Origin of the sequence: Steroidobacter gossypii (assembly GCF_016801985.1) — a bacterium.
Lineage (GTDB): Bacteria > Pseudomonadota > Gammaproteobacteria > Steroidobacterales > Steroidobacteraceae > Steroidobacter > Steroidobacter gossypii.
The window spans coordinates 414,825-440,023 of the sequence record NZ_JAEVLS010000006.1; the positions used below are offsets into that span (position 1 = coordinate 414,825).

Below are 25,199 nucleotides of genomic sequence, written 5' to 3' on the forward strand. Positions count from 1 at the left end.
GGGCGGGCCTTCTCACATCAGGGCGAGGACAATCCCAGCGTAATTTGGTTGGCCGCGTTCGCATGCACGGCCGCGAGCGCGGCCATGTTCACGATACGGCGCACCGTCACCGACGGTGTCAGAATGTGCACCGGCGCGGCGCAGCCGAGCAGGATGGGCCCAATGGCCACGTTCTGACCGGCGGCAGTCTTCAGCAGGTTGTAAGCGATATTGGCGGCGTCGAGGTTCGGCAGCACCAGCAGGTTGGCAGGGCCCTGCAAGGTGGTTTCCGGCAGCGCTTTTTTACGGATGGCTTCGTCCAGGGCCGAATCGCCGTGCATTTCGCCATCGATCTCCAGCTCCGGCGCACGCGCGCGCACCAGTTCCAGCACCTTGCGCATTTTCAATGCCGAGGGCGCATCGCTGGTGCCGAAGTTGGAATGTGAGATCAGCGCGACCTTGGGCTCGATGCCGAACTTGCGCACGCCGTCCGCCGCCATCAACGTGATCTCCGCCAGCTCCTCCGCCGTGGGATCCAGATTCACGTGCGTGTCGACGATGAACAGTTGTCGATCCGGCAGCACCAGCGCGCTCATGGCGCCGTAGGCGGAGGTGCCCGGCTGTTTGCCGAGCACCCGATCGATGTATTTGAGATGTCGGCTGCTGCTGCTGATGGTGCCGCAGATCATGCCGTCGCCTTCGCCTTTTTTGAGCAGCATCGCACCGATCAAGGTGGAGCGACGGCGCATCTCGAGCTTGGCGTATTTGGCGGTGACGCCCTGGCGCCCCATCATGCGACGATAATCTTCCCAGTATTCGCGATAGCGCGGATCGTTCTCCGGATCCACGTGGCCGAAATGCTCGTCGCGTTTCAGGCGCAGCCCGTATTTCTGGATGCGTTTGTCGATGACGGCGCGGCGGCCGATCAGGATCGGGCGTCCCAGCTTTTCATCGACCACGATCTGCGCGGCGCGCAGTACGCGTTCCTCTTCACCTTCGGCGAAAATGATGCGCGCTTTCTCCGGAGCCACACGGCGCGCGGCGGCGAACACCGGCTGCATGAACGTGCCGCTGTGATACACGAACTGTTGCAGCTTCTGACCGTAGGCGTCGAAGTCGTCGATGGGCCGAGTAGCCACCCCGCTGTCCATCGCGGCCTTGGCGACCGCCGGCGCGATCTTCACGATCAGGCGCGGATCGAACGGCTTCGGAATGATGTATTGCGGCCCGAACGTCAGATCTTCCGTGTTATAGGCGCTGGCCACGATGTCGTTCTGTTCCTGCCGCGCCAGTTCGGCGATCGCATGCACGGCCGCGACCTCCATGGAGCGCGTGATGGTGGTGGCGCCGACATCGAGCGCGCCCCGGAATATGTACGGGAAGCACAGCACGTTGTTCACTTGGTTCGGATAATCGGTGCGCCCGGTCGCCATCACCGCATCGCTGCGCACGGCTGCGACTTCTTCGGGCAGGATCTCGGGCGTGGGATTGGCCAGCGCCAGGATCAGCGGCTTGGGCTTCATGGCCGCCACCATCTGCGGCTTGAGCACGCCGCCGGCGGACAGGCCCAGGAATATGTCCGCATCGACGATGATTTCCGCAAGCGTGCGCTGCTCGGTGGCTTGCGCAAAACGTTCCTTCTCCGGATCCATCAATTCCTTGCGGCCGGCATAGACCACGCCGGCAAGATCGGTGAGCCACACGTTCTCGCGCGGCAAGCCGATGTCGACCAGCAGATCGACACAGGCCAGCGCCGCCGCGCCAGCGCCGCTCACCGCCAGCTTCACCGACTTGATGTCCTTGCCGACCACCTGCAGACCGTTGAGCACGGCGGCCGCGACGATGATGGCGGTGCCATGCTGATCGTCATGAAACACCGGGATCTTCATGCGCTCGCGCAGGCGGCGCTCGATGATGAAGCACTCCGGCGCCTTGATGTCCTCGAGGTTGATGCCGCCGAAAGTCGGCTCGAGCGCGGCGATCACGTTGACCAGCTGCTCGGGGTCGTTTACGTCCAGCTCGATATCGAACACGTCGATGCCGGCGAACTTCTTGAACAGCACCGCCTTGCCCTCCATCACCGGCTTGGACGCCAGCGGGCCGATCGCGCCGAGGCCGAGCACGGCGGTGCCGTTGCTGATCACGGCCACGAGGTTGCCGCGCGCGGTGTAACGAAATGCATTGAGCGGATCGGCGGCGATGGCTTCGCAGGCCGCGGCTACACCGGGTGAGTAAGCCAGCGCCAGGTCACGCTGGTTGGTCAATTGCTTGGTGGCCGTGATGGCCAGCTTTCCGGGCGTGGGGCGCTCGTGATAGTCGAGGGCCGCCTGGCGCAGATTGTCCCGCGCGTTCGCTGACAAGGAGCTGTCTTGACTCATTGAACGTGGCTGAAGGATCGACCGTGAAATGGGGGCGTCACTGTATTCGATTCGCGGCATTCCTGCATGAAACTTGCGCAAAAGGGACTGGAGCCGACTGCCGCGAGCGCCTATCCTATGCCCGCCTACCGATAAGTAGGTGTACCAGCACTTGAGTAATCACTCGGATATGACCCACTCCTGTGACTTCGTGGCGCCCATCCGCCGCTCGAAAGAGGTGAAGGCGGTTTGCGCGGCCTTGCGTGCCCTGGTGGAGCGCGGCGCGTTGCGCGGCTTTCAGGAAGGCAAGCTGCGCGTCGGCCGCATGCCTTTGGACATCGAATGGCCGGACGGGCGGGTCAGCCGTCTACGCATCGATATCGAAGCGGCGACCTTGACGTTCACCGGCCTGCTTGAAGCGGGCGCCGGCTCGGCGTTGTTTCGAGACTTGAAAGCTCTGGTGCGCACGGCGCAAGCGCCGGCGCGCGATCCTGTTCGCCTCGATGTGGGGCGCGTCGACGCGATCCGAGTGGATCCTGGCCGGGCGATGTTGCGCATGACGGAGCAGGGTGGCGCTGTGTCGCTGGCCATCATCGTGACTCGCGGCGAATATGAATATTGCACCCGGCGCCTGATCGAGCTGGCGCGCGAGGCGCTGGCATTGGCGCTGGAGCCAATGCCGCTTGCCCAAAGCTATTCGCCCGCGCTCGCGAACCAATAGGCGTTCGGTCGCTCGATCAGAACGACCTACCGTCCACCGGCTTGCGCTTGACGCTCGCCAGGTCGAAGTTCTCCAGACAGCGCACGTTGACCGCGGCCATCTTGCCGCCGTCGGGCTTGGCGCCCACACCGAACGGCGCACAACCGCAGCGCTTGCAGAAGTGGTGATGGATCACGTGCTTGTTGAACGTATAGGTGCCGAGGCTCGCTTCGCCCGACTTGAGCTGCAACTGCTCGTGCGGCACGAACGTCAGTAGATAACCCTTGCGGCTGCAATGCGAACAGTTGCATTCGATGACCTCATCGAACGCGGCTTCGAACTCGAAAGCGATTTCGCCGCAATGACAGCTGCCTGAATATTTCATGGGTCCTACCTGCGTGTTAGAGCTGCACGGGACGTTGGAAGACCTTGCTCGGTGAATAATCGGTCACCGTCATGATACGGTCTTCGATGTCGCCCACCAGCTTCCCGTGCTGCGCGCCGGTGCGCTTCTTGATTTCGGCCCATTCCTTGTCGGCCATGAATTTGGCCCAGCGATCCTGCAAGGTGATCTGGTCCGGCCACTGCAGCAGATACACGAACTCGGTGCGGCCGTGAAGTTGCGTTTCCCACATGGCGACGATTTTGAAATCGTACTTGGCCATGATGCGCATGGCGTGATGGCGAAAGCGCTCGTGAAACGCCTGCTTGTTGTTTTCGAAGATCTCGTACACGCGCAATTGATGGATGACTTCCGGCGGCTGCGCAGCGCTCGCGGTCGGTGGCACAGCAGCGAATAACAATGCGGCCAGCATTGACAGAATTGCACGAAACAGACCCGCGCGACGAAAGCAACCCGTAGTCATCCCGATCTCCTGCACGATTCATTCAGTGTGTCGTTCCGCGCCAAGCGCGGTCGAGGCTGGCGTGTGCGCACCAGTACGCGCGTTCAAATGTTAGCTGCTTCCGGGGGCTGCGTCAGGAGCGTCGCCGCTCGTCGTGGTGAGCATGGCTTGCAGATCTGCAAGCGTGTCCGCTTCGCTGGCGGGCTTGTCGGTGCGCCAGCGCACGATTCTAGGAAACCGAAGCGCGATGCCCGACTTGTGTCGTCCCGACGCCGCGATGCCTTCATACGCCAGCTCGAACACCTGCGTGGGTTCGACAGAGCGCACCGGGCCGAATTTCTCCACCGTGTGCGCGCGGATCCAGCGATCCAGTTGCGAGATTTCTGAATTGCTCAACCCTGAATACGCCTTGGCTACGGGCACCAGCTCTCCGTCGCGCCATACGCCGAACGTGTAGTCGGTGTAGAGATTGGAGCGGCGACCTTGACCGGGCTGCGCGTAGATCATCACGGCGTCGAACGAATGCGGATCGATCTTCCATTTCCACCAGGCGCCGCGCTGGCGCCCGGTGCCGTAGCTGGAATCCAGCGCTTTGAGCATGAGGCCTTCGACATTGCGCTTTCGCGATTCGGCGCGCTCCGCAGCCAGTGCTTCCCAAGTCGGTGCGGCGACCAGGGGTGACACTTCCATGAGCGGAGATGCCTGCTGCAGCAACTTCTCCAACTGCTCGCGACGCTCACGCAGCGGCGTGGAGCGATAATCCTGGCCATCGAGCTCGAGCAAGTCATAAGCGAGGAATCGCACGGGCACGGTCGATAAGATCGCGGCCGTCAACTTCTTGCGTCCGATGCGCTGCTGTAACAAAGCAAAGGGTTGTACGCGGCCGTCTTTCCACGCGACCACCTCGCCGTCGAGCACGACGCCGTCGGGCAACGAACCGGCAGCATCGACGATCTCAGGAAAGCGCTCCGTGATGCGCTCTTCGCCCCGCGACCAGAGATGACATTCGCCGGCGCGGCGAATGAGCTGGCCACGAATGCCGTCCCATTTCCATTCGGCTTGCCAGTCGGCACGCTCGCCCAGTTGAACCGGGTCGCCTTCCAGCGGCGAAGCGAGAAAGAATGGATACGGCACGGCAGGATCCGAACGTGGACTTTCCGCAGCATGCAGCGTTTGCCAGAACAGCGCGCCGGGTTGCCACTCGCCCATGAGGCGCCCTGCGAGCTCGGTGCGCTCGATGCCCGTGACATCCGCCAACGCGCGCGTCACCAATAGTTGCGAGACGCCCACGCGCAATTCACCTGTCAGCAGCTTGTTCAACAGGAAACATTGGCGGTAGGGCAACTCACGCCACCAACCTGTAATGGTTTGTCGCCGCACGTCGTCGCTGGCATCTCGCAGCGGCAACAGTCGCTCCTCGAGCCAGTCGGCGAGGGCCGTATCGTCCGAGCTCGAGTCGCCATGAGCGGTGCCGGCGGTCAGCAGGGCAATGGTTTCTGCCAGGTCACCGACCGAGCTGTATGACTCGTCGATCAGCCACTCGGGCAATGCGGCTTCTTCGATCAGCCAGCGCTTCAACAAGGCCGGGCCGATGAAGCGTTTCAGCCGCCGACCCGACAGAATGTAAGTGGCCCAGGCGGCGTCGGCCGGTGGCGCTGCGCGAAAGTAACGTGACATGGCCGCCACCTTCAGATTGGTGGATTGCGTGGTGTCGAGTTCTTCGTACAGCGCGGCGAAGGCTCTCATTGCTGCTCCTCGTCGCCGTACGCCGTCTCGAGTGCGCCGGCTGCAATGCCGAGCTCATTCAGATAGCGAGCGAGCGCATCGGAGTAACCGTGAGTCAGCAGGATCTTACGGGCGCCAGTGGCCTTGAAAGTTTCGATGAGTCCAGGCCAATCGACGTGATCCGAGAGCACGAAGCCACGATCGTACCCGCGCCGGCGACGATTGCCGCGAACTCGCATCCAGCCGGAGCAGAAGCCGCTGGAATGGTCGCCAAACCGACGCATCCAGGGCGTGCCGGCGGCGCTTGGAGGGGCAATGATCAAAGCGCCGCGATAGTCGCTCTTGCGTTCGCCGGTGACCGGCATGGTCGGCAACATCGCGAGGCCCTGCTGGCGATACACATCGGTCAAGACGTTGACGGCACCATGAAGATAGACCGTCTCATCTGTGAACGCGCGCAACTCTGCGAGCACGCGCTGCGCTTTACCCAGGGCGTAGCAAAACAGCACGGAGGCCAGGCCGCGCTCGCGATTCGCCCGCCACCACTCGTAGATTTCTTCGACGACCTCGCCGGTGGGCTGCCACTGATACACGGGCAGCGCAAACGTCGCTTCGCTGATGAACACGTCGCACTGGAGCGGCTCGAACGGCGCGCAGGTCGGGTCGGGCTGACGTTTGTAATCGCCCGAGACCACCCACACGTGGCCCTGGTGCTCTATGCGCACTTGCGCCGAGCCCAGGATATGACCGGCGGGATGCAGCGAGATCGTGGTCGCGCCCAGCTGCAGCCGCTCGCCATATTTTATCGGCGCGAGCTCGTGATCCATGCCAAGGCGATGGCGTGCGATGGCCACGCCGGGCTCGGCCAGCAGGTAACGCGTGCTGCCGTAACGTAAATGGTCGCCGTGCGCGTGAGTGATGACCGCCGTGGGCACAGGTCGCCACGGATCGATGTGAAATTCACCGGCCGGGCAGTACAGGCCGTTCTCGGTGACCGTCACCAGCGGAGGGGGCATTGCGGGCATCTATGGATGAAGCGAGTCCTCAGGCGGCGAGTTCCCGCGCCCGCCGTAAATCATCCACCAGGTGGGTGCGCAATGTATCGGCGTTGGCGGCGTCCGCTCGCAGGATAGCGGACGGATGGTAGGTGCAAACGATGTGTGCGCCGCTGGCATGTGAAATTTGCAGCTGACGGGCGGAATCGATCGAATCCGTCAGTCCGCCGATGGCGCGCAGCGCCGACGCACCGAGCGCCACGATGATGCGAGGCTTGACCTGTGACACTTCGGCTTCGAGCCAATGATTGCAGGCGGCGATTTCTGCCGCTTCGGGTCGCTTGTGCAGTCTGCGCTTGCCACGCGGCTGCCATTTGAAATGTTTGACGGCGTTGGTGATGTAGAGCTCTTTGCGCTCCAGTCCGGCATCTCGGAGTGCAGCATCGAGCACGCGGCCCGCTGGCCCGACGAACGGCCGACCGCGCAAATCCTCCTCGTCACCGGGCTGCTCGCCGACCAGCATGATCGCGGCCGAGTTCGAGCCTTCGCCGAGGACGGCCTGGGTCGCATGACGCCAGATATCACAACGCCGGCAGGCCGCCGGTCCTCCGGAGTAATCGGGCAAGTCGGCCAACGCGCGCTGCATGGCGCGAGCTTTGGTCAGCTCTACGTCGATCGCTTCGCGTTGGCGCTGCTCGAAGCTCGCCTGACCGTCGCGCAACAGATTCTGAATCTCGATCGATTCGGGGAGGTTGCGCCAGTAGCGCTGGGGCATTTCACGCCGCATGGCGGGTGGGTTGATGCGCGAAACATTGCAGATGTTTCGATAGTACGTGCGCCACAGCCCTTCGTGCGCGTCGGCCTTGGGCAGTGAGGACTTATCGGGCGTCTCGATGAATTGCAACGCGCCGTCCTGCCACAATGCCGTGCCGTCGGGCGTAGCGATCATCCATTCCATGTTCGGGAAGCGTTTGCAGAAGAACGGCGCGCCGAGACGCAGCACTTCATGCGTGGGCTCGAACCATGCGAAGTATTTCTTTTCGCCTTGCTCGTCGGTCATTTCGCGGAAGCGCACGAAGGCATGCATCTTATGAACTTCGCGATTGACCGCGTTTTCCATCTGCATGGCGCGGTGGACGTCAGGATCGGCGGCGTCTTCCAGCAAATGTGGGTGCCGCAACCAGCGCCAGGCCAGGCGATACATCAAATCCCATCGACCGTCGTGGCGAAAGCAGCTGATGGTTTCCAGCAGCTCCACCAGGCGACGCGAGAGTCGCAGAGGCGCCGTGTTTGCGATGGCGGTTGCAGGGTCTGTCCACGCCAGAGGCTCGAAGCGCGGACCCACGCGCCATTCCATGTCCTCCGGGACGATGCCGGCGGTGAGCAGCGGACGCGCCACCTCTCGCCACTGCACATATTGTTGCACGCTGGCCGAATACATACTCAGAACAACGATTGTTGCTGCGGGTTGCTGATCAATGCGCGGCGCAGGCCGTCCGAATCGCGCTCGCCCTGCGATGGTCGATAATCGACGGTGCAGATGAAATGGCGCGCGCGCTTGAGCGTTGCGCCCATCGTTTTCAAGTCCTGGTAGCGCAGCCGTCGGTGGCGACGTGAGCTGATGATGCGATCGATCACGCGCACCCCCAGTCCAGGAACTCGCAACAGCATGTGCCGCTCGGCGGTATTCACGTCGACCGGAAACTGATCGCGATTGGCCAGCGCCCAGGTCGTTTTGGGGTCCACGTTCAGATCCAGTTTGCCGCCCGGCATGGCCTGGGAAAGCTCGCTCAGCGAAAAATCGTAGTAACGCATCAGCCAGTCGGCTTGATACAAACGATGCTCGCGCATCAGCGGCGGCGCGCGATTGGGCAGTCGGACGGAGGCGCGCTGAATCGGGCTGAACGCGGAATAGTAGATCCGGCGCAGTTTGTATGAGCGATACAGCGTGTCGGCCGTCTCCATGATGGACGCATCCGAACTGTCGTCCGCGCCCACGATGAGCTGCGTGCTCTGACCGGCCGGAGAAAACTTCGGCGCTTTGGCGCCGGCTTCGGCCTTTTCGTCGAGCTTCAAGCGGATCTCGCCCATGGCGCGCTTGATGGAAACATCGCTTTTTTCCGGCGCCAGCGTGGTCAGCGCCTCGCGCGTGGGCAGTTCGATATTCACGCTGAGTCGATCTGCGTAGCGCCCCGCGGCTTCGACCAGCTCCGGACTGGCTTCAGGGATGGTCTTGAGATGGATGTAACCGCGGAACTCGTGTTCTTCACGCAGGGTGCGGGCCACCAGCACCAGTTGCTCCATCGTGTAGTCGGCGTTACGGATGATGCCGGAGCTGAGAAACAGACCTTCGATGTAGTTGCGCCTGTAAAAGGAGAGAGTCAGGTCAACTACTTCCTGCACCGAGAAGCGTGCGCGCGGGATGTCGCTCGAACGGCGGTTGATGCAGTAAAGGCAGTCGTACAGGCAGAAGTTGGTCAGCAGGATCTTGAGTAGCGACACGCAGCGACCGTCGGGCGTGTAGCTGTGGCAGATGCCCATGCCGGTGGTCGAGCCCATGCCTTTGCCCGGCGCGGCGCTGCGCTTGGGCGCGCCGCTGCTGGCGCACGAGGCATCGTATTTGGCGGCATCGGCCAGAATGGCCAGCTTGGTCTCCAGCTCCATGTCTGGCTGTATATACAGTCGGCGCGGCGCGCGCAAGCTGGCACGATCGCTGTCAGGGGAACGCGCTCAAGACGCTAAAAAATGGCAGGTTTCAGCGTTCGAACTTGGTGGACAGCACGATCGACGAGGTGGTGCGTTCGACGCCGTCGAGCTCGCCGATGGCGTCGATCAGTTCGTCCATATCGGTGATCGAGTCGGCCACGGCGAGCGCCATCATGTCGAACGAGCCGCTCACCGCTTGCAGGACGCGAACCTGGCTCAGCTTGCGCACTTCGCGCTCGACCTGGCTGGCGTGTTTTGGTTTGACCGTGATCATGATGTAGGCGTGAACGGCGCCGCGCTCCTGCGCTTCCGACAGGCGCACGGAGTAACCGGTGATGACCTTGGAACGCTCCAGCCGTTCGATCCGGCTCTGCACTGTCGTGCGCGACAGACCGAGGCTGCGCGCCAGGGCGGCGGTCGGGGCGCGAGCATTCTCCCGCAACAAGGCAATCAGTTGCTGATCGACGGAATCCAAAGGTTGCGGGCGCTGCTTCATGCGAAATCGAACGAGTCCACGGCGAACTGACGAGGATAACCGACAAAACGCCGAAACACTGCCGGCAGCTCGGCGCTTTGGCAATACCGGCTGGCGCTGACCTTCCCGACAATGGCCGCATGAAACACATCGTTGTCGCAGGCGCCGGCAAGATCGGCGTCACCATTGCCGATATGCTCGCCGCCAGCGGCGACTATCGAGTCACCCTGGCGGATCGCGCGGTGGGCCGGTTCAACGGCTTGAGCCCGAGCATCGAGACCAAGGCGGTGGATGTCACCGATCCGCGCGCCTTGAGCGAGTTGCTCAAGGGCAGCTTTGCGGTGCTGAGCGCGGTGCCGTTCAATTTGACGGGCGGCATTGCCGTCGCTGCCAAGGAAGCCGGCGCGCATTATCTGGACCTCACCGAAGATGTCGCGACCACGCGCAAGGTGAAGCGCCTGGCGGAGGGCGCGCAGACGGCGTTTATTCCTCAGTGCGGCCTTGCGCCGGGCTTCATCACCATCGCTGCTTACGATCTGGTTCGTCGATTCGACACGCTGCATGACGTGCGTATGCGGGTCGGCGCGCTGCCGAAGTTTCCCTCCAATGCGCTCAATTACAATCTGACGTGGAGCACGGAAGGGCTGATCAACGAGTACTGCGAGCCCTGCGAAGCCATCGTCAATGGCGAGCGTCGCGAAGTGCCGCCGATGGAAGAGCTGGAGGAGTTTTCGCTCGACGGTGTGACTTACGAGGCGTTCAACACGTCGGGTGGCTTGGGGTCGATGTGCGAGACCTTGCAGGGCAAGGTGCGCAATCTCAACTATCGAACGATTCGTTATCCCGGGCATGCGGCCATCATGAAGGCGTTGCTGAACGATCTGCGCCTGCGAGATCGGCGCGATGTGCTCAAGGACATCCTGGAGAATGCGTTGCCGGCAACGTTGCAGGATGTGGTGATCGTGTTCGTGACGGTCAGCGGGATGCGTGACGGGCAGCTGGTGCAGGATACGTACGCGAACAAGATCTATAGCGCCGAGGTGGGTGGGGTGATGCGGAGTGCGATTCAGATCACCACGGCGGCGGGGATCACTGGCGTGCTCGATCTGCTTGCCGCGGGGCAGATTCCGGCTCGCGGTTTCGTTCGGCAGGAGGACATCGATCTGTCGACGTTCCTCGCGAACCGCTTCGGGCGCGCGTACGCGCCCCGCTCATAAAAGTTGAAAGTTTTGGCGCCGCCTCCGGCGGCGCCCACGTCTGGAGAGGCAAGCCGCCTCCGTTGGCTCGCCCGCCCGGAAAGGATGCAGCCGCCGACGGCGCTCCCGTCGGAAGAAATGTTTCTCGGCCTGGGCCGGGCCGTCGCAGGGAACCGATTCCGGCGGTGCCCTTCGCAGATTGCGATGGCCGCATCCGGCGGCGCGCTTGTGCAGCCATTCATTGACAGGATTCTTTCATGACTCAATCGAACGTCATCCAAGATGTGACCGAAACGTTGGCGCGCCTGGGCGTGCGGGCGGAGCGATTCAGCAACGGCAGTCTGCCGGCGAGGTCGCCGATCAGCGGTGAGATCGTGGCGCGGGTGCCGGAGTGCACGGTGCAGCAGGCGAGCGAAGCGATCGAGAAGGCGCATCTGGCATTCATGGCCTGGCGTGCGGTGCCGGCGCCGAAGCGCGGCGAATTGGTGAGGTTGCTTGGAGAGGAGTTGCGAGCGGCGCGTGAGGACTTGGGGAGACTGGTGACGCTCGAGGCGGGCAAGATCCTGTCGGAAGGGCAGGGCGAAGTGCAGGAGATGATCGATATCTGCGACTACGCCGTGGGCCTGTCACGCCAGCTGTGTGGTCTCACAATCGCTTCCGAGCGCCCCGATCACCGCCTGATGGAGAACTGGCATCCGCTCGGCGTAGTCGGCGTGATCTCCGCATTTAATTTTCCGGTCGCAGTGTGGTCCTGGAACGCCGCACTGGCGTTGGTCTGTGGCAACCCGGTGGTCTGGAAGCCATCGGAAAAAACTCCGCTGACCGCAATAGCAGTGCAGACGCTGTTCGAACGAGCAGCAGCGAAGTTCGGCGGCGTGCCCGAAGGCCTCTCCACACTGCTCATCGGCGGAAGAGCCGTCGGCGAAGTCCTCGTAGATCACCCGCGCGTGCCGCTGGTCTCGGCCACGGGCTCCACGCAAATGGGTCGAACAGTCGCGCCGAAACTCGCCGCAAGATTCGCTCGTTCCATTCTCGAGCTGGGCGGCAACAACGGCGCAATCGTTGCGCCGACCGCCGATATGAACCTGGCGCTAAGAGCGATCGCGTTCGGCGCGATGGGCACAGCGGGGCAGCGCTGCACGTCGCTTCGTCGACTGTTCGTGCACACCGCGGTCTACGAAGACTGCGTGGCGCGTCTGAAAAAGGTTTATGACTCCGTGGCCATCGGCGACCCGCGACGCCAGGACGTGCTGATCGGCCCGCTGGTCGACAAGCAGTCGTATCAAACCATGCAGCAGTCTCTGGAACAGGCTGTCGCCATCGGCGGCAAGGTGCTGGGCGGCACGCGCGTGCAACCGGAGCTCGGCGACGACGCTTACTACGTGCGCCCTGCGCTCGTGGAAGTGAACTCGCAAGACGACGTGGTGCGCCGAGAAACCTTCGCGCCGATTCTGTACGTGATGAGATACGAGAATCTGCAGGACGCCATTCACCTGCACAACGAAGTCCCGCAAGGCCTGTCGTCCTGTATCTTCACCAACGACCTGCGTGAAGCGGAATATTTCCTGTCGGCGCTCGGCTCCGACTGCGGCATCGCCAACGTGAACATCGGCCCCTCGGGCGCGGAGATCGGCGGTGCGTTTGGCGGCGAGAAAGAAACGGGCGGTGGCCGCGAAGCAGGCTCCGATTGCTGGAAAGGCTACATGCGCCGCGCGACCAACACCATCAACTACGGCACCCGTCTGCCGCTGGCGCAGGGCGTGAAGTTCGATATCTGAACTAACGACGCCGCCACACCAGCAGCCGGTTGTTGGCCGGCATGGTGTGGTCCTTGACGAGCTCGCAACCGATGCCGTTGGCCAACCGGTCAACGGCTTCGAAATCGCGGATACCGCTCGAACCCGAACGTTGTTTGAGCCAGCCATCGAACTCACGGTTGCTATCGCTCGTGTACGCGCCGCCATAGTTGAAGGGCCCGTACACGGCGAGCACGCCTCCTGGCTCAAGCACACGACCCACGCCCGCGAAGAATTGCTCCACGGCCGTCCAAGGCATGATGTGCAGTGAGTTCGCCGAGAACACGGCGTCGAATCGTTGTTGCGGCCATGGGCCCGTCACATCGAGTACGAGGGGAGGCGGCAGGTTGGGTAATGCCGCATCGTCCAGCCACAGGCGAATGCCGGGCAGATTCTCCTCGACATCGGACGTCTGCCAGATCGCATTCGGCAACGCCGGCGCGAAAAACACGGCGTGCTGGCCGGTCCCGCTGCCGATCTCCAACACGCGCCGGCGATCGTGGAAGTAGTGCCGGAGCACTTCCAGAATAGGCCCTTGATTGCGTTCGCAAGCGGGTGCGATGGGTTTTTGCGGCGTCATGGCGGCGAGCTTGGCAGTGCGAGCGTGACGGCCTAGTCTACGCCGCTTTTGGGCCGCTTTCGGGCCGCTTTTGGCGAGGACCACGCATGCAAGCAAAGACGTTCGCAATTCTGCTGCTCATGTTGCCAGGCGTGCGCGCCCATGCGCAGAACTGTCCGGACATTGCGCCCTATCAACCGGCGAGGGAGGTGATCGAGGATCTCGGTCGCATCGTCGCTCCCACCGGAGTGCAGGAGTCCTACAAGGCGAGCATCGGTGGCATCGAGCAGTGGATCACGGTGCGTGGCCAGGATCGCGCCAACCCCGTCATCCTGTTCGTCCATGGCGGCCCGGCGTCGCCGCTTACGCCGACTCTGTGGCAGTTCCAGCGACCGCTGGAAGAATATTTCACCATGGTGACTTGGGATCAGCGCGGCGCCGGCAAGACGTTCGTCAGCAATGCGCCCGAGCCGGTCGCCGACACCATCCATATTCCGCGCTACGTCGATGATGCCATCGAGATCGCCGAGCATGTGAAGAAGCGCTACGGCAAGAGCAAGCTCATTCTGATGGGGCACAGCTGGGGCACGGTCGTCGGCATGCACGCGGCGCTGAAGCGGCCCGATTTGTTTCATGCCTACGTCGGCATCGGCCAGGTGATCAACGTGCGCGACAACGAAGCGTTGAGCTTCGAGCACGGCTTGCAGCAGGCCAGGCTGCACGACAATCAAGAGGCGCTGAAGGAGCTGCAGAGCATCGCGCCTTATCCCGGCAATCAACCGCTGAGGCGCGAGCGGATCGTTCTTGCCCGCAAGTGGGCGCAGTTCTATGGCGGCATGAGCGCGTATCGGGAAACGTCCAGATATTTCTTCCGCGCCGGCCGACTGTCACCGGAATACTCCGCGGCCGACGTGTGCGCCATCGATCAGGGCAATGTGTTCACGCTCGAAAAGATTCTGCCCGAGTTCCTTCAGGTCGATTTCAAGGGGGTGCGGAAGTTTCCGATTCCGGTGGTGATGTTCATGGGCCGGCACGATTACACCACGCCCTCGCAACCCACCGAAGCGTGGTTGAACAAGGTTTCCGCGCCGAACAAGAAAGGAGTTTGGTTCGAACGCTCCTCCCACATGATTCCGTGGGAGGAGCCAGGAAAAATGCTCGTGAGTCTGTTGGAGCACGTGCGTCCGCTGGCGAGCCCACCGGAAGGCTGAGCCTTCGCGGTGGGCTGCGGGTACGCGCTTTAGCGCCTGCTTGCGCCGTTGAAGCGGAGCTTGCGGGCGCTGAGCTCAGCTGACTTGTGGCTCACGATCGCGGGCGCCCCGAGCGGCTCGTAATCGTAGAAGCGGACCAGCGTAGTCGGGATGCCCTGGTCCAGCGTTCCTGCAGGCGGCGCGGTCTGGCGGTACTCCATCCAGTAATAACGGTTGCCGTTGCGCGCCAGCGGCACGAGGTGGCGCATGTCCCAAACGATGCAGTCGGCATCGATGAGCGCGCAGCCATACACGTCATCCACGATGTGATACGTGTGCTGGATGACCACGTCTTCGCCGTCCACGATCCAGGAGAAGGCGAGCGATGGCGAGTTGCTGTCGGTCTCGGTCATGAGATCGTCGCCGTCGATACGGTCGTTCTCGAGCGAGCCTGCGCCGCCATCGTTGAACCGCAGGCGGAAGCCCTTGGTGCGCGAATCGCTGGAGCCTTCGATGCCCATGCCGAACTGGTAGAAGCGGCCCGGCATCTCGGCCGGGTTGAACACCAGCGGCAGCTCGGGGTCGGCATACACGGACGCGCCGGCGTCGACGAAGCGGGCGCTCGGTGTCTCGATCTCGTAGAACAGATCCGTGGTCACCAAGTCCACTTCGCCCAGCGACCGATAGCGGCCGACGCTGCCGTCGTCGAACGAGATATCGACGATGCGGCTGGTCGCGTCGAGCGCCCAGGTGAACGACTTGTTGAAGGCCCAGGTGGTGCCGGTGCCATCGGCGTTCAGATCGGCCACGTCGGCTCGCACCCCGAGGCCGTCGACATAGACATAGATCGACTGGCTCGAGTCGTCCAGATCGTCCGGCCCAAGCACCTCGAAGTCATCGTCCGAGAGAATGGTGCGAGCGACTGTCGTGGTCTCGGTGCGCGGCTCGATGTCACACGGATAAGAGATCTCGCTGGTCTCGGTGATGGCCAGCACCCGATCGCTCAGCAATGTGAGCTTCACGCCGTTGCTCGTGTATGTCACCTCGGTCTGGATCGCGTCGCCGGGACATACCGCGGGTTCGTAGCTAGTGACCTCCACGGTCGAGCCGTAGGTGATCACGACGCTCGAGCCCTCCACGGTCCAGGTGGTCTGCCTGTGCCAGTCGCCGGCCGCGGCCGTGCCGGTGCCGTCGGTGTTGAACGTGTAGTTGTGGACGCGATTGCTGTAGTTGAACGTGAAGTCGGTCGCATCGGACAGCATGGCCGCCGTGAGCGAGGCGGGCAGCGTCTCCGCGCTCACCGGCTGCGTCAGCGCGCTGTCGTTGACGATCGCGCTCTGTGTGCTCGAAAACATGGCCGGGTTCTGGTTGTAGGTCGCATCGACGAACTGCTCGCGCTCGGTGCTGTCGGAGATCAGATCGAGCAGCGAAGTTTCGCCGTCGGGCATCGGATAATTGTCGGCGTCGTCGACCAACAGCTTGATGGCGGTGGCGAGGTCGAGCACTTCCTGGCTGTTCAGATTTGCCGACAACGAGCGCAGCAGAGCTTCGCTGGTCACGGGCTGGCCATCGTTGGCTTCCCGGAGCAGCACGGCCTGGGCGGTGCTCACGTTGGTGATCTGCGTGGCGAAGTTCTCGGTGTTTGACAACGTTTGATCGCTGCCGGCCTGAGACTGTAGTGAAGCGAACGTGCCGGCGAGGCTGGTGAACTCGACGTACGACTGCGAGCCAACGCCGCGCGCGGACAAGGTCACGAAGCCGTCGGTCGCGCCTTCTTCGATTTCGATCTCCAGGCTGTAGTTGCCGTTGGCGTCGGCGTTGACGGTGAACGTTTCAGCGCCGACGGTCGCAGTCACCACCGCGTTAGCGATAGGAGCATCGGTGACCGTGCCCGTCAGGGTCAGGCGACTGAGGGTCGGCGCCGGCGGATTCGGATTGGGGTTGCTGGTCGGCGGCGGGGTCGAGCCGTTGTTGTTATTGTTATTGTTATTGTCGCTGCTGCTGCAGGCCGCGAGCGCCATCATCAAAGTAGACAGCACCGCCGTGCTCAGACGGCGGCTGTGCCGGGAGAAAATCATCGGATGCTCCTGTAGTGCCAGTTTTTTGTCAGCCGCGCGAGCGGTATGCGGGCCACGGTAGAGAGCCGCGTTTTTCAGCGCATTGCCAATTTGGGATACGTGGCTGGCCGATTTCGCAATCTGTGAAATCGACCTCGCGGGCAATGAGAAGCAGGTCGCATCCAGTATCATCCGAAGCCAGTCGAAAGGACGGAGTCACATCGTGCGAACAATCTGGACGGCATGCATTGCGAGCTTGGGGGTGGCAATGAGCGCGGCTGAAGCCGGCCCACGTTGGGCGATTGTCGTGCATGGCGGGGCGGGCGTGATCGAACGTCAGCAACTGACCGCCGAGCAGGAGCGCGCCTACCGAGACGCCATGCGCAAAGTCACGGAGCACGGGGCCAAGCTGCTGTCGGCTGGCAAGCCGGCGCTGGATGTGATCGAGGCCACCATTGGCCTGATGGAGGACGACCCGCTGTTCAACGCAGGTCGTGGCGCGGTGTTCACGGCCCAGGGCCGTAACGAGCTCGATGCCGCCATCATGGATGGCGAAACGTTGAAAGCGGGCGCGGTCGCTGGCGTAACGCGCACGCGCCATCCCATCTCGCTGGCCCGTCGTGTCATGTCAGCGTCGCCGCACGTGATGCTGATGAGCACAGGCGCGGACGAGTTTTCGCGACAGCAGGGGCTGGAGCAGGTCGAGCCCGGCTATTTCTATACGCAGCGCCGTTGGGATGCGTTGATCAAATATCTCGAGGCCAACAAGTTGCCCGTTCCGGCCAAGCCGACCGGGATCCAGAGCGAAGATCCGGCCAAAGGCCTGGCGCATGACGAAGGCAAGCAGGGCACCGTCGGCGTGGTGGTGCTCGACAGTTCAGGCAATGTCGCGGCGGGAACCTCGACGGGTGGCACGACCGGCAAACGTTGGGGGCGCGTCGGCGACAGTCCCATCATCGGCGCGGGCACCTATGCATCCAATCGATCCTGCGCCGTGTCGGCGACGGGCACCGGTGAATATTTCATCCGTCTCAGTGTCGCGCACGAGATCTGCTCGCTGGTGCGCTATCGCGGCATGAGTCTGCAGGCCGCGGCCGATGAAGTGATCCAGAAGCAGCTCACCCAGCTCAAGGGCGACGGCGGCATCATCGCGGTCGCACCCGATGGTCAGATGGCCTGGAGCTTCAATACGTCTGGCATGTATCGAGCACGGGCGGCCGAAGGTCAGCCGGTGACTGTCGGCATCTTCAAGGATGAGAGCTGACGCGCTTGTCTTCGTCGGGCCTGCTGTGCTCGACATCGTCGAGGCGATCGAGCACGGTCACCAGCCATTGCGTGACGGAGTGACGCGATTTGACCAGGCGCGAACTCGACACTTTCATGTCACCTCAAGAGACTTGCGACTGATGCACGGCGGAGCTTGATGCCGCCTCGCTATCGGCGTCCGACAGCTCGAAATAGAACGTCGTGCCGCCGGGCCCGGTGTCGAAGCCGATCTGCCCACCCAGCCGTTCGATGATGGCGCGACTGATGGCGAGCCCGAGCCCCGTGCCGGTGCGGCTGCGTGAGTCGGACGAGTCGGCCTGAGAAAATTTCTGGAAGATGCGCGGCTGAAACTCCGGCGGAATACCTTTGCCAAAGTCGCGCACGGCCACGCGCACCTTGCCCCGATGGCAACGTGCAGTGACTTCGATGGCCGAGCCGGGTGGCGAAAATTTGCTGGCGTTCGACAGCAGGTTCGCCATGACTTGTAAAAAGCGCGTCGGGTCGACCAGCACGGCGGCATTGCAAAGCGGCTCGGGCGTCACGAAGCGCACGTTCAACGAATGCGCGAAGCCGGCATTCTCTTCCAGCGAGCGCATCAACAGCTCGCTCACCTCCATGCGCCGCACATCGAAGCGCTGCTTGTCCGACTCGAGCTTTTCCATGTCCAGGATGTCGTTGATCAGCATCGTCAGGCGCTCGCAGTTGTTCAACGCCATCTGAACCAGACCCGCTGCGCGGTCGGGCAGCTTTCCAGCAACGCCTGCGGCGACCAGTCCGAGCGAACCACGAATCGACGTAAGCGGTGTGCGCAGTTCATGCGACACCGTCGCAACGAACTCGTTCTTCATGCGCTCCACACGCTGTACGTCGGTGATATCCCAGATCAGTCCTGTCATGCGGGTGGCGCGGCCGCTGGCGTTACGCAGCGTCAGGCCTGAAGCGCTGATGACGCGCTCCTCGCCGCTGGGACGGATGATGCGAAACGTCGTGCGCAACTGCGGTTGTTTGCCGCTGAGCGCGGCGATCAGCTCGCCGCGCGCACGTTCGGCGTCTTCCGGATGGAAGACGCGCATCATGTATTCCATGTTGGGTGTCAGGTCGCGCGGCGCGCCATAGATTTCATACATGCGGTCGTCCCACGTCAGCGTGTCGCCTTGAACGTCCCAGTCCCAAATACCCATGCCGCCGGAATGAGTCGCGAGCACGAAGCGCTCGTTCAAGTCACGCAGCTGATGATTGGCGACGGCGAGCGCGCGCTCGGATTGTTCCTGAACGCGTTGCTGCTCGCTGGCCTGCAGGCGTAGCAGAATGTTCTCTCGAATGTGCTGACTCAGGCGCAGGCCGGCCGAACCGATTACGTACGCATACAGCGCGGTCATCATGCCCATCGTAGTGCTGAACGCACCCGGCTCGAGCAGCAGTCTGATCGACAGCGGCATCACACAGGGCAGCACGAAGCCCAGCGCGGCGCGTTTGTCGGCAGCGAGCGTGGTCACCGCGCCCGCCGAAACGCCTGCGATCAGGAACGCTAGAAAGGATTGCGCATCGGTATCGCCCTCGGGAAATACCAGCACCGCGGCCGTGCCCCAAGCTGCGCCGGCGACGATACAGCCAGCATGGAACAGCTCCCACCATGCAATGTTTTCACGCCGAGGGTTGCGACGGTAGGCCAGCAACAGCGCGAAGCGAGCGGCAGTGACGCTGCCGATGCCGATTGCCGCGATGAGTGTGAGCTTCATGTCGACTTCGCCGGTCAATTCGGCTGCGGCGATCGTCAACAGCAAGAGCACGAGCGTCGCGAGCAGCGAGGAGGGCAGCGCTGCAAACAGCAGCTGCAGCTGCTCGTCTCTGATACTTCGTTCTGTGGGGTCCGGTCGGTCCAAAGACGTTCCTCGTGACCGTGCGACTTGTCGATCGATCTGGCCGTGAGTGCCGATGCTGGCGCCGATTGCATCGAACATAAACGGAACTACGGGAATCACTCATGCCAATGCTGTCGGTGACCTGCTGTCATGCGGCGCAGGCGGCCGCGCGGCATAAGGCGCTGATATGCCTACACAATGCGATCGCTTCGATGAGCCAACCCCCGGAACTACACGCGGCGCGGCCCTCGAACTGTTGCATGCTCAATAGTTTCCTGTCGTCATCACCGCTTGGCGGATGCCGCGCATGCATGGCATTCGGTTGACCGAGACTCTGCGCGGCTCCGTTTCCTGCTTCGCGGCGCACTTGAGCAAGGCAGTCGCGCCTCCACAATGACGAGTCCGCAATGAATCGAGACAGCCTGCGCGAGATTCTGTACGTCGACGACGAGCCCGACATTCGGGAGATCGTGCAGATGGCGCTGGGCCTGGTACCCAGCTGGTCGGTGAAGACGGCGGACTCGGGGCTGCAGGCGCTGCAGAGCATGCAGTCGAGCCGGCCGGACCTGGTGCTGCTCGACGTCATGATGCCCAACATGGATGGGCCGACCACCCTGCAGCAGATGCGCAGCCAGCCCGAGTTGCAGTCCATTCCGGTGATCTTCATGACGGCCAAGGCCATGCCGCAGGAAGTGGCGCGCTTTCGCGCGCTCGGAGCGGCGGCGGTGATCGCCAAACCTTTCGATCCCATGCTGCTGGCCGAGCATGTGTTCGGTATCTGGGAAGCCCTTTGAATGCCCGACCCGCCGCAGGAACTGCGCGCCAGAATGATCCAGATCGCCGGCCGCTTTCTCGACCGGGTGAGCAGGGAGATCGTGCAACTGCGCGGCATGATCGATGCCGCAGCCGGTGGCGATCTCACCATGGTGCGCGAAATCGAGACGCTCGCTCACCGCATGCATGGCAGCGGCGCGATGTTGCGATTCAACGAGATCGCCGATCGCGCCGGCGAATTGGAGCGGCTGGCGGCAAGCTTCGTTGCCGCCGGTACAGTCGATCAGCCGCGCATGCTCGATTTGTATCGGCAACTGCAAGCGGCGATCGAGAAGGCGTGCGCGGCCCGGGCGGCGTCAATCCCGCCGCCTTGACGTCGTATTCAGCGCGGCTGTAAACCCAGCTCGAACAGCTCGATGAAACGCTGGGCGATTTCGCTGGCCGCGAGCTGGTCGTCGCTGCGATACCAATGCGCGATCCAGTTCAACGCGCCCGCCAGCGCGAACGCCGTCATCTTTTCATCGCAGGGACGGATCGAGCCGTCCGCGACGCCGGCGCGAATCAGGCTGCGCAGACCCTGGTCGATCTCCGACTTCAGCGCCTTCACCTTGCGGCTCATGGTCGGGCTCAGGTCCTGGTTTTCCGCCTGCACCATGCACCAGCCAAAATCCGAAGTGATGGCTTCGGCGTAACGCGCGATCACGGCAGCGAGGCGCTCGCGCCCGGTCGCGGTCGATTCCTGCTGTGCTTCGATGCCGTTCATGATCAAGGCCAGGCCGGCCCGAAAACATTCGAACAGCAGCTGCTCCTTGTTTTCGACGTAGTGATAGACGGTCGGCTTGGTGACGTTGAGCTCGCTGGCGATGTCGTCCAGCGAAGTGTTGTGATAACCGCGCTCCCGGAACGCCCGCGCGGCGGTCATGATGACCGCATCCCGCTTGCGCTCCCGATCGCGCACCCGCGCCCCCACCGAGGCCCACAGGGCCGGGCCGCTGGCCCGTTGCGGAATGCTCTTGCGCGCTTGTCGACCTGCCACCGGGAATCCGCTCCTTCAAGAGAATCGACGCCGATCATAGCCTGACGCCGCCGCGCTCGGGGCTCTGATTGACCGGGCGGGGTGGCTCTAAATATACTCGTCGGTAAATTAGGATCCAGCCCCCATCCGTCCTTGAAATGCTCTAAATCGCCCCGAGGCGAGCCGCTATGAACACCGCCGCCCAAGCTTCCAATGTGTTGCCGTTCCGTGCCGACAATCGCGCCACCCGCTCGGAGGCGCATCCGTTGCGGTTCGTCAGCGCCGCGTCCTTGTTCGACGGGCACGACGCCGCGATCAACATGATCCGGCGACTGTTGCAGTCCCATGGCGCGGAGGTCGTGCACCTCGGCCACAACCGCAGTGTCGCGGACATCGTGCGGGCGGCCATTCAAGAAGACGCGGATGGCATCGCCGTGTCGTCTTACCAGGGCGGACACAACGAATACTTCGCCTACATGGTTGACATGCTGCGCGAGCAGGGCGTCGAGCACATACGCGTGATCGTCGGCGGTGGCGGCACGATCGCGCCGCATGAGGTGGAGGCGCTCGAGCGCCACGGCGTCGAGAAGATCTATACGCCCGAAGACGGCCGCCGCCTCGGTCTCGACGGCATGATCGACGATGTGATGAAGCGCGTCGCTGCGGCAGCCAAGCCGAACTACATGTTCGATGCAGGCAGCGCGTTGGATCCTCGCGATCATCATCGGCTCGCGCAGGCTATTTCTCTGCTCGAAGCGTCGGGCGAGGAGGATGCAGCGAGTCAGGAGATCCGCAAGGCGATCGCCAAGGTGCAGGGCGGCGCGCCGGTCATCGGCCTGACAGGTACCGGGGGCGCGGGCAAATCCAGCTTGAACGACGAACTGTTGCAACGGTTCGTCCGTCACTTCCCGGATCGAAACATCGCCGTGGTTGCGATGGATCCGACGCGTCGTCGCTCGGGCGGCGCCTTGCTGGGCGATCGCATCCGCATGAACTCATTGGCGGCGCCGAGCGTATTCATGCGTTCGCTCGCGACTCGCCGGCAAAACCTCGCGACTAGCGCGGTCCTGAAAGATGTGATCGGACTGCTGCGCCTGGCGAAGTTCGATCTGATCATCGTCGAGACCGCCGGCATCGGTCAGTCGGACACCGAGATTGCCGACATGGTCGATATCTCGGCCTATGTGATGACCAGCGAATACGGCGCGGCCAGCCAGCTCGAAAAGATCGACATGCTGGATTTCGCCGATGTGATCGTCCTCAACAAGTTCGAGAAGCGCGGCGCTGAAGACGCGTTGCGCGATGTGCGCAAGCAGTGGCGTCGCAATCATCCGGATCGCGCGCGCCTGCCGGACGAGCAGCTGCCGGTGTTCCCCACGATCGCCAGCCGCTTCAACGACCCCGGCGTGAATCATTTGTTTGCCGAGCTGTGCACGCTGCTCAATGCCAAGCGGCCGGAGCGGAGCGATCGGCAGTGGTCGCCAGGCGATGTCGGGCCAACCAAGTTCGTGTCGCGCGATCCGCTGATTCCAGGCACTCGCAGCCGTTATCTCGCCGAGATCGCAGGCGCGGGTCGCAAAGCTCGCGCGGACATCGAAGCGAGGGTCGACGCCGCGCGGCGCGCCTCGGGACTGTACGAGTCGCTCCGCGCATTGCATGACCCGCGATTGCCGGGACCGCTGGACCGCTTCCCCGAGGAGGCGCTCAACGATGAATCCGTCGACGCCACCCGACGCGAGCTGCGCGCCGCTTATAACAAGGCGCTGGATGAAGTCGGCGCTGAAGGCGTGGGCGAACTGAAACGCTGGCCGCAGCGGGTCAGAGGCGTCAGCGACGAGAAGTATTCATACAAGGTGCGCGACAAGGTCGTGACTGGCGACAACTACGTCACTTCCTTGAGCGGCAACGCCATGCCCAAGATCGCCGTGCCGCGCTTCAAGGACTGGGGCGAGACGCTGCACTTCATCCTTTCGGAGAATCTGCCCGGCAGCTATCCATACACTGGCGGTGTGTATCCGTATCGCCGTACGGAAGAAGACCCGATTCGCATGTTCGCCGGCGAGGGCGGGCCCGAGCGCACCAATCGGCGCTTCCACTATCTCGCCAGCGGTCACGGCGCAACGCGCCTTTCGACGGCGTTCGATTCCACTACGTTGTACGGCGAAGACCCGGATACGAGGCCGGACATCTACGGGCGCACGGGCAATTCCGGCGTATCGATTGCCACGCTCGACGACATGAAGAAGCTGTATTCCGGCTTCGATCTGTGCGCGCCGACCACGTCGGTGTCCATGACCATCAACGGGCCCGCGCCCATGCTGCTCGCCATGTTCATGAATACGGCGATCGATCAGCGGGTCGAACGGTTCCTGCGAGCTGAAGGTCGCTGGCAGGCGGCGGAGCAGCGCATTTCCACGCTGCGCAGTGAGATGAGTTCCAAAGGATATGACCTGGCGCGCTACAACGGCGATCTGCCGCAAGGTCACGATGGCTCCGGCATAGCGCTGCTGGGCATCACCAGCGATCAGCTGATTGCCCCGGGCGTGTTGACGGCCGAAGAGCATGCGAAGCTGCGCGCCGAGGCGATGTCATTGGTACGCGGCACGGTGCAAGCGGACATTCTCAAGGAAGATCAGGCGCAGAACACCTGCATCTTCTCCACCGAGTTCGCGCTGCGCATGATGGGCGATGTGCAGCAGTTCTTCATCGACAACAAGGTGCGGAATTTCTATTCGGTGTCCATTTCCGGATATCACATCGCCGAGGCGGGCGCGAATCCCATCAGCCAGCTGGCGTTCACGCTGTCCAACGGTTTCACCATCGTCGAGTACTACCTGGCGCGCGGCATGAAGATCGACGACTTCGCGCCGAATCTGTCGTTCTTCTTCTCCAATGGCATGGATCCGGAGTACGCCGTGATCGGCCGCGTCGCTCGTCGCATCTGGGCGCGCGCCATGCGCGATCTGTATGGCGCCGGCCCGCGCAGCCAGATGCTCAAGTATCACGTGCAGACGTCCGGTCGTTCATTGCACGCGCAGGAGATCCAGTTCAACGACATCCGGACGACGCTGCAGGCCATGTATGCGTTGTTCGACAACTGCAATTCGTTGCATACCAACGCGTATGACGAAGCGCTCACCACGCCGACCGAGGAGAGCGTGCGTCGCGCGGTCGCCATTCAGCTCATCATCAACAAGGAGCTGGGGCTGAACAACAACCAGAATCCGTGGCAGGGCTCGTTCTTCATGGAACAGCTCACCGATCTGGTGGAAGAGGCCGTGTATCGCGAGTTCGAATCGCTCTCCGAGCGCGGTGGCGTGCTGGGCGCGATGGAAACCATGTACCAGCGCGGCAAGATCCAGGAAGAGAGCATGTATTACGAGAAGCGCAAGCACGACGGCTCGCTGCCGCTGATCGGCGTGAATACCTTCCTTTCGGAAACCGACGCCAACGAAGCCGCCAAGAGCGTGGCGCTGATTCGATCCACCGATGCGGAGAAGGATTTCCAGGTCGCAGCCGTGAAGTCTTTCCAGCAGCGCAACGCAACGCATACGCCCGACGCCCTGGCCCGGTTGCAAAAAGCGGCCACCTCGGGCGGCAACGTCTTTGCCGAGCTGATGAACGCAGTTAAGGTATGTTCGCTCGGCCAGATCTCCCGCGCGCTGTACGAAGTGGGCGGGCAGTATCGGCGCAGCATGTAAG

The 25,199-nt window shown here is 62.8% G+C and carries 21 protein-coding genes; 8 read left to right on the forward strand and 13 right to left on the reverse strand.

Annotated features, from left to right (window positions below; translation table 11 throughout):
• Window positions 1–17 precede the first annotated feature (17 nt).
• The gene (locus JM946_RS25585) at window positions 18–2,417 is read right to left on the reverse strand and encodes an NADP-dependent malic enzyme (protein WP_407700596.1); all 2,400 of its coding nucleotides are present in this window, start codon (window positions 2,415–2,417) and stop codon (window positions 18–20) included.
• A gap of 109 nt (window positions 2,418–2,526) precedes the next feature.
• On the opposite strand from JM946_RS25585, the gene JM946_RS25590 reads away from it, so the two are divergent.
• Entirely contained in the window at window positions 2,527–3,057 is a 531-nt protein-coding gene (locus JM946_RS25590; protein ID WP_203170221.1) for a hypothetical protein, read from the forward strand.
• 16 nt (window positions 3,058–3,073) lie between these two features.
• Here the strand turns inward: JM946_RS25590 and JM946_RS25595 are convergent, their stop codons facing one another.
• The 7 genes from JM946_RS25595 to JM946_RS25625 form a co-directional block, all read right to left on the reverse strand.
• Window positions 3,074–3,421 (reverse strand): GFA family protein, encoded by a 348-nt coding sequence (locus JM946_RS25595; protein ID WP_203170222.1) that lies wholly within the window; start codon window positions 3,419–3,421, stop codon window positions 3,074–3,076.
• 16 nt (window positions 3,422–3,437) lie between these two features.
• The gene (locus JM946_RS25600; protein WP_203170223.1) at window positions 3,438–3,902 is read right to left on the reverse strand and encodes an NIPSNAP family protein; all 465 of its coding nucleotides are present in this window, start codon (window positions 3,900–3,902) and stop codon (window positions 3,438–3,440) included.
• Window positions 3,903–3,992: 90 nt separating this feature from the next.
• Window positions 3,993–5,627 carry an ATP-dependent DNA ligase gene (locus JM946_RS25605; protein WP_203170224.1) on the reverse strand — a complete coding sequence of 545 codons (1,635 nt, stop codon included), beginning with the start codon at window positions 5,625–5,627 and terminating at the stop codon, window positions 3,993–3,995.
• Entirely contained in the window at window positions 5,624–6,622 is a 999-nt protein-coding gene (locus tag JM946_RS25610; protein ID WP_203170225.1) for a ligase-associated DNA damage response exonuclease, read from the reverse strand. Before JM946_RS25610 ends, JM946_RS25605 begins: the two co-directional genes overlap by 4 nt.
• 28 nt (window positions 6,623–6,650) lie before the next feature.
• Window positions 6,651–8,042 carry a UdgX family uracil-DNA binding protein gene (locus JM946_RS25615; protein WP_203170226.1) on the reverse strand — a complete coding sequence of 464 codons (1,392 nt, stop codon included), beginning with the start codon at window positions 8,040–8,042 and terminating at the stop codon, window positions 6,651–6,653.
• Between the two features lie 2 nt (window positions 8,043–8,044).
• The gene (locus JM946_RS25620; RefSeq protein WP_203170227.1) at window positions 8,045–9,265 is read right to left on the reverse strand and encodes a putative DNA modification/repair radical SAM protein; all 1,221 of its coding nucleotides are present in this window, start codon (window positions 9,263–9,265) and stop codon (window positions 8,045–8,047) included.
• Between the two features lie 91 nt (window positions 9,266–9,356).
• Window positions 9,357–9,803, reverse strand: a complete 447-nt coding sequence (locus JM946_RS25625) for an Lrp/AsnC family transcriptional regulator (RefSeq protein WP_203170228.1) — start codon at window positions 9,801–9,803, stop codon at window positions 9,357–9,359.
• Window positions 9,804–9,976: 173 nt separating this feature from the next.
• Here JM946_RS25625 and JM946_RS25630 point away from each other — a divergent pair, with 173 nt between their 5' ends.
• The gene (locus JM946_RS25630) at window positions 9,977–10,999 is read left to right on the forward strand and encodes a saccharopine dehydrogenase family protein (protein WP_407700603.1); all 1,023 of its coding nucleotides are present in this window, start codon (window positions 9,977–9,979) and stop codon (window positions 10,997–10,999) included.
• A gap of 236 nt (window positions 11,000–11,235) precedes the next feature.
• A complete protein-coding gene (gene amaB / locus JM946_RS25635) occupies window positions 11,236–12,756 on the forward strand; it encodes an L-piperidine-6-carboxylate dehydrogenase (protein WP_203170230.1) in 1,521 nt (506 codons plus the stop codon).
• Between the two features lies 1 nt (window position 12,757).
• On the opposite strand, the gene JM946_RS25640 is transcribed toward amaB, so the two are convergent.
• On the reverse strand, window positions 12,758–13,354 hold the full coding sequence (locus JM946_RS25640) for a DUF938 domain-containing protein (protein ID WP_203170231.1): 597 nt from the start codon (window positions 13,352–13,354) through the stop codon (window positions 12,758–12,760).
• Between the two features lie 86 nt (window positions 13,355–13,440).
• On the opposite strand from JM946_RS25640, the gene JM946_RS25645 reads away from it, so the two are divergent.
• Window positions 13,441–14,544 (forward strand): alpha/beta fold hydrolase, encoded by a 1,104-nt coding sequence (locus tag JM946_RS25645; protein WP_203170232.1) that lies wholly within the window; start codon window positions 13,441–13,443, stop codon window positions 14,542–14,544.
• Window positions 14,545–14,573: 29 nt separating this feature from the next.
• Here the strand turns inward: JM946_RS25645 and JM946_RS25650 are convergent, their stop codons facing one another.
• Window positions 14,574–16,601 carry a carboxypeptidase-like regulatory domain-containing protein gene (locus tag JM946_RS25650; RefSeq protein WP_203170233.1) on the reverse strand — a complete coding sequence of 676 codons (2,028 nt, stop codon included), beginning with the start codon at window positions 16,599–16,601 and terminating at the stop codon, window positions 14,574–14,576.
• A 247-nt stretch (window positions 16,602–16,848) separates the two neighbouring features.
• Between JM946_RS25650 and JM946_RS25655 the strand changes: the two genes are divergently transcribed.
• A complete protein-coding gene (locus JM946_RS25655; protein ID WP_203170234.1) occupies window positions 16,849–17,844 on the forward strand; it encodes an isoaspartyl peptidase/L-asparaginase family protein in 996 nt (331 codons plus the stop codon).
• Here JM946_RS25655 and JM946_RS31060 read toward each other — a convergent pair.
• Window positions 17,828–17,962 (reverse strand): hypothetical protein, encoded by a 135-nt coding sequence (locus JM946_RS31060; RefSeq protein ID WP_269141106.1) that lies wholly within the window; start codon window positions 17,960–17,962, stop codon window positions 17,828–17,830. The two genes, JM946_RS25655 and JM946_RS31060, sit on opposite strands and share 17 nt — an antisense overlap.
• 6 nt (window positions 17,963–17,968) lie before the next feature.
• Window positions 17,969–19,807, reverse strand: coding sequence for a sensor histidine kinase (locus JM946_RS25660; protein WP_203170235.1), 1,839 nt, complete (start codon window positions 19,805–19,807; stop codon window positions 17,969–17,971).
• A 308-nt stretch (window positions 19,808–20,115) separates the two neighbouring features.
• On the opposite strand from JM946_RS25660, the gene JM946_RS25665 reads away from it, so the two are divergent.
• Together JM946_RS25665 and JM946_RS25670 are read left to right on the forward strand one after the other, a co-directional pair.
• Window positions 20,116–20,502, forward strand: coding sequence for a response regulator (locus tag JM946_RS25665; RefSeq protein WP_203170236.1), 387 nt, complete (start codon window positions 20,116–20,118; stop codon window positions 20,500–20,502).
• Window positions 20,503–20,856: an Hpt domain-containing protein gene (locus JM946_RS25670; protein WP_203170237.1), complete on the forward strand. Its 354-nt coding sequence runs from the start codon at window positions 20,503–20,505 to the stop codon at window positions 20,854–20,856. It begins immediately after the preceding gene.
• Between the two features lie 8 nt (window positions 20,857–20,864).
• Here JM946_RS25670 and JM946_RS25675 read toward each other — a convergent pair whose 3' ends face one another.
• Complete coding sequence (locus JM946_RS25675; protein WP_203170238.1) at window positions 20,865–21,518, reverse strand: TetR/AcrR family transcriptional regulator; 654 nt, start codon at window positions 21,516–21,518, stop codon at window positions 20,865–20,867.
• A gap of 167 nt (window positions 21,519–21,685) precedes the next feature.
• Between JM946_RS25675 and JM946_RS25680 the strand changes: the two genes are divergently transcribed.
• A complete protein-coding gene (locus tag JM946_RS25680; protein WP_203170239.1) occupies window positions 21,686–25,198 on the forward strand; it encodes a methylmalonyl-CoA mutase family protein in 3,513 nt (1,170 codons plus the stop codon).
• Window position 25,199 lies beyond the last annotated feature (1 nt).

What these genes read in the sequence shown, in the direction of transcription:
- JM946_RS25585 (WP_407700596.1), bottom strand. Translation starts at nt 2,417, where the DNA reads ATGCCGCGAATCGAATACAGTGACGCCCCCATTTCACGGTCGATCCTT.
- JM946_RS25590 (WP_203170221.1), top strand. Translation starts at nt 2,527, where the DNA reads ATGACCCACTCCTGTGACTTCGTGGCGCCCATCCGCCGCTCGAAAGAG.
- JM946_RS25595 (WP_203170222.1), bottom strand. Translation starts at nt 3,421, where the DNA reads ATGAAATATTCAGGCAGCTGTCATTGCGGCGAAATCGCTTTCGAGTTC.
- JM946_RS25600 (WP_203170223.1), bottom strand. Translation starts at nt 3,902, where the DNA reads ATGACTACGGGTTGCTTTCGTCGCGCGGGTCTGTTTCGTGCAATTCTG.
- JM946_RS25605 (WP_203170224.1), bottom strand. Translation starts at nt 5,627, where the DNA reads ATGAGAGCCTTCGCCGCGCTGTACGAAGAACTCGACACCACGCAATCC.
- JM946_RS25610 (WP_203170225.1), bottom strand. Translation starts at nt 6,622, where the DNA reads ATGCCCCCTCCGCTGGTGACGGTCACCGAGAACGGCCTGTACTGCCCG.
- JM946_RS25615 (WP_203170226.1), bottom strand. Translation starts at nt 8,042, where the DNA reads ATGTATTCGGCCAGCGTGCAACAATATGTGCAGTGGCGAGAGGTGGCG.
- JM946_RS25620 (WP_203170227.1), bottom strand. Translation starts at nt 9,265, where the DNA reads ATGGAGCTGGAGACCAAGCTGGCCATTCTGGCCGATGCCGCCAAATAC.
- JM946_RS25625 (WP_203170228.1), bottom strand. Translation starts at nt 9,803, where the DNA reads ATGAAGCAGCGCCCGCAACCTTTGGATTCCGTCGATCAGCAACTGATT.
- JM946_RS25630 (WP_407700603.1), top strand. Translation starts at nt 9,977, where the DNA reads ATGCTCGCCGCCAGCGGCGACTATCGAGTCACCCTGGCGGATCGCGCG.
- amaB (WP_203170230.1), top strand. Translation starts at nt 11,236, where the DNA reads ATGACTCAATCGAACGTCATCCAAGATGTGACCGAAACGTTGGCGCGC.
- JM946_RS25640 (WP_203170231.1), bottom strand. Translation starts at nt 13,354, where the DNA reads ATGACGCCGCAAAAACCCATCGCACCCGCTTGCGAACGCAATCAAGGG.
- JM946_RS25645 (WP_203170232.1), top strand. Translation starts at nt 13,441, where the DNA reads ATGCAAGCAAAGACGTTCGCAATTCTGCTGCTCATGTTGCCAGGCGTG.
- JM946_RS25650 (WP_203170233.1), bottom strand. Translation starts at nt 16,601, where the DNA reads ATGATTTTCTCCCGGCACAGCCGCCGTCTGAGCACGGCGGTGCTGTCT.
- JM946_RS25655 (WP_203170234.1), top strand. Translation starts at nt 16,849, where the DNA reads ATGAGCGCGGCTGAAGCCGGCCCACGTTGGGCGATTGTCGTGCATGGC.
- JM946_RS31060 (WP_269141106.1), bottom strand. Translation starts at nt 17,962, where the DNA reads ATGAAAGTGTCGAGTTCGCGCCTGGTCAAATCGCGTCACTCCGTCACG.
- JM946_RS25660 (WP_203170235.1), bottom strand. Translation starts at nt 19,807, where the DNA reads ATGTTCGATGCAATCGGCGCCAGCATCGGCACTCACGGCCAGATCGAT.
- JM946_RS25665 (WP_203170236.1), top strand. Translation starts at nt 20,116, where the DNA reads ATGAATCGAGACAGCCTGCGCGAGATTCTGTACGTCGACGACGAGCCC.
- JM946_RS25670 (WP_203170237.1), top strand. Translation starts at nt 20,503, where the DNA reads ATGCCCGACCCGCCGCAGGAACTGCGCGCCAGAATGATCCAGATCGCC.
- JM946_RS25680 (WP_203170239.1), top strand. Translation starts at nt 21,686, where the DNA reads ATGAACACCGCCGCCCAAGCTTCCAATGTGTTGCCGTTCCGTGCCGAC.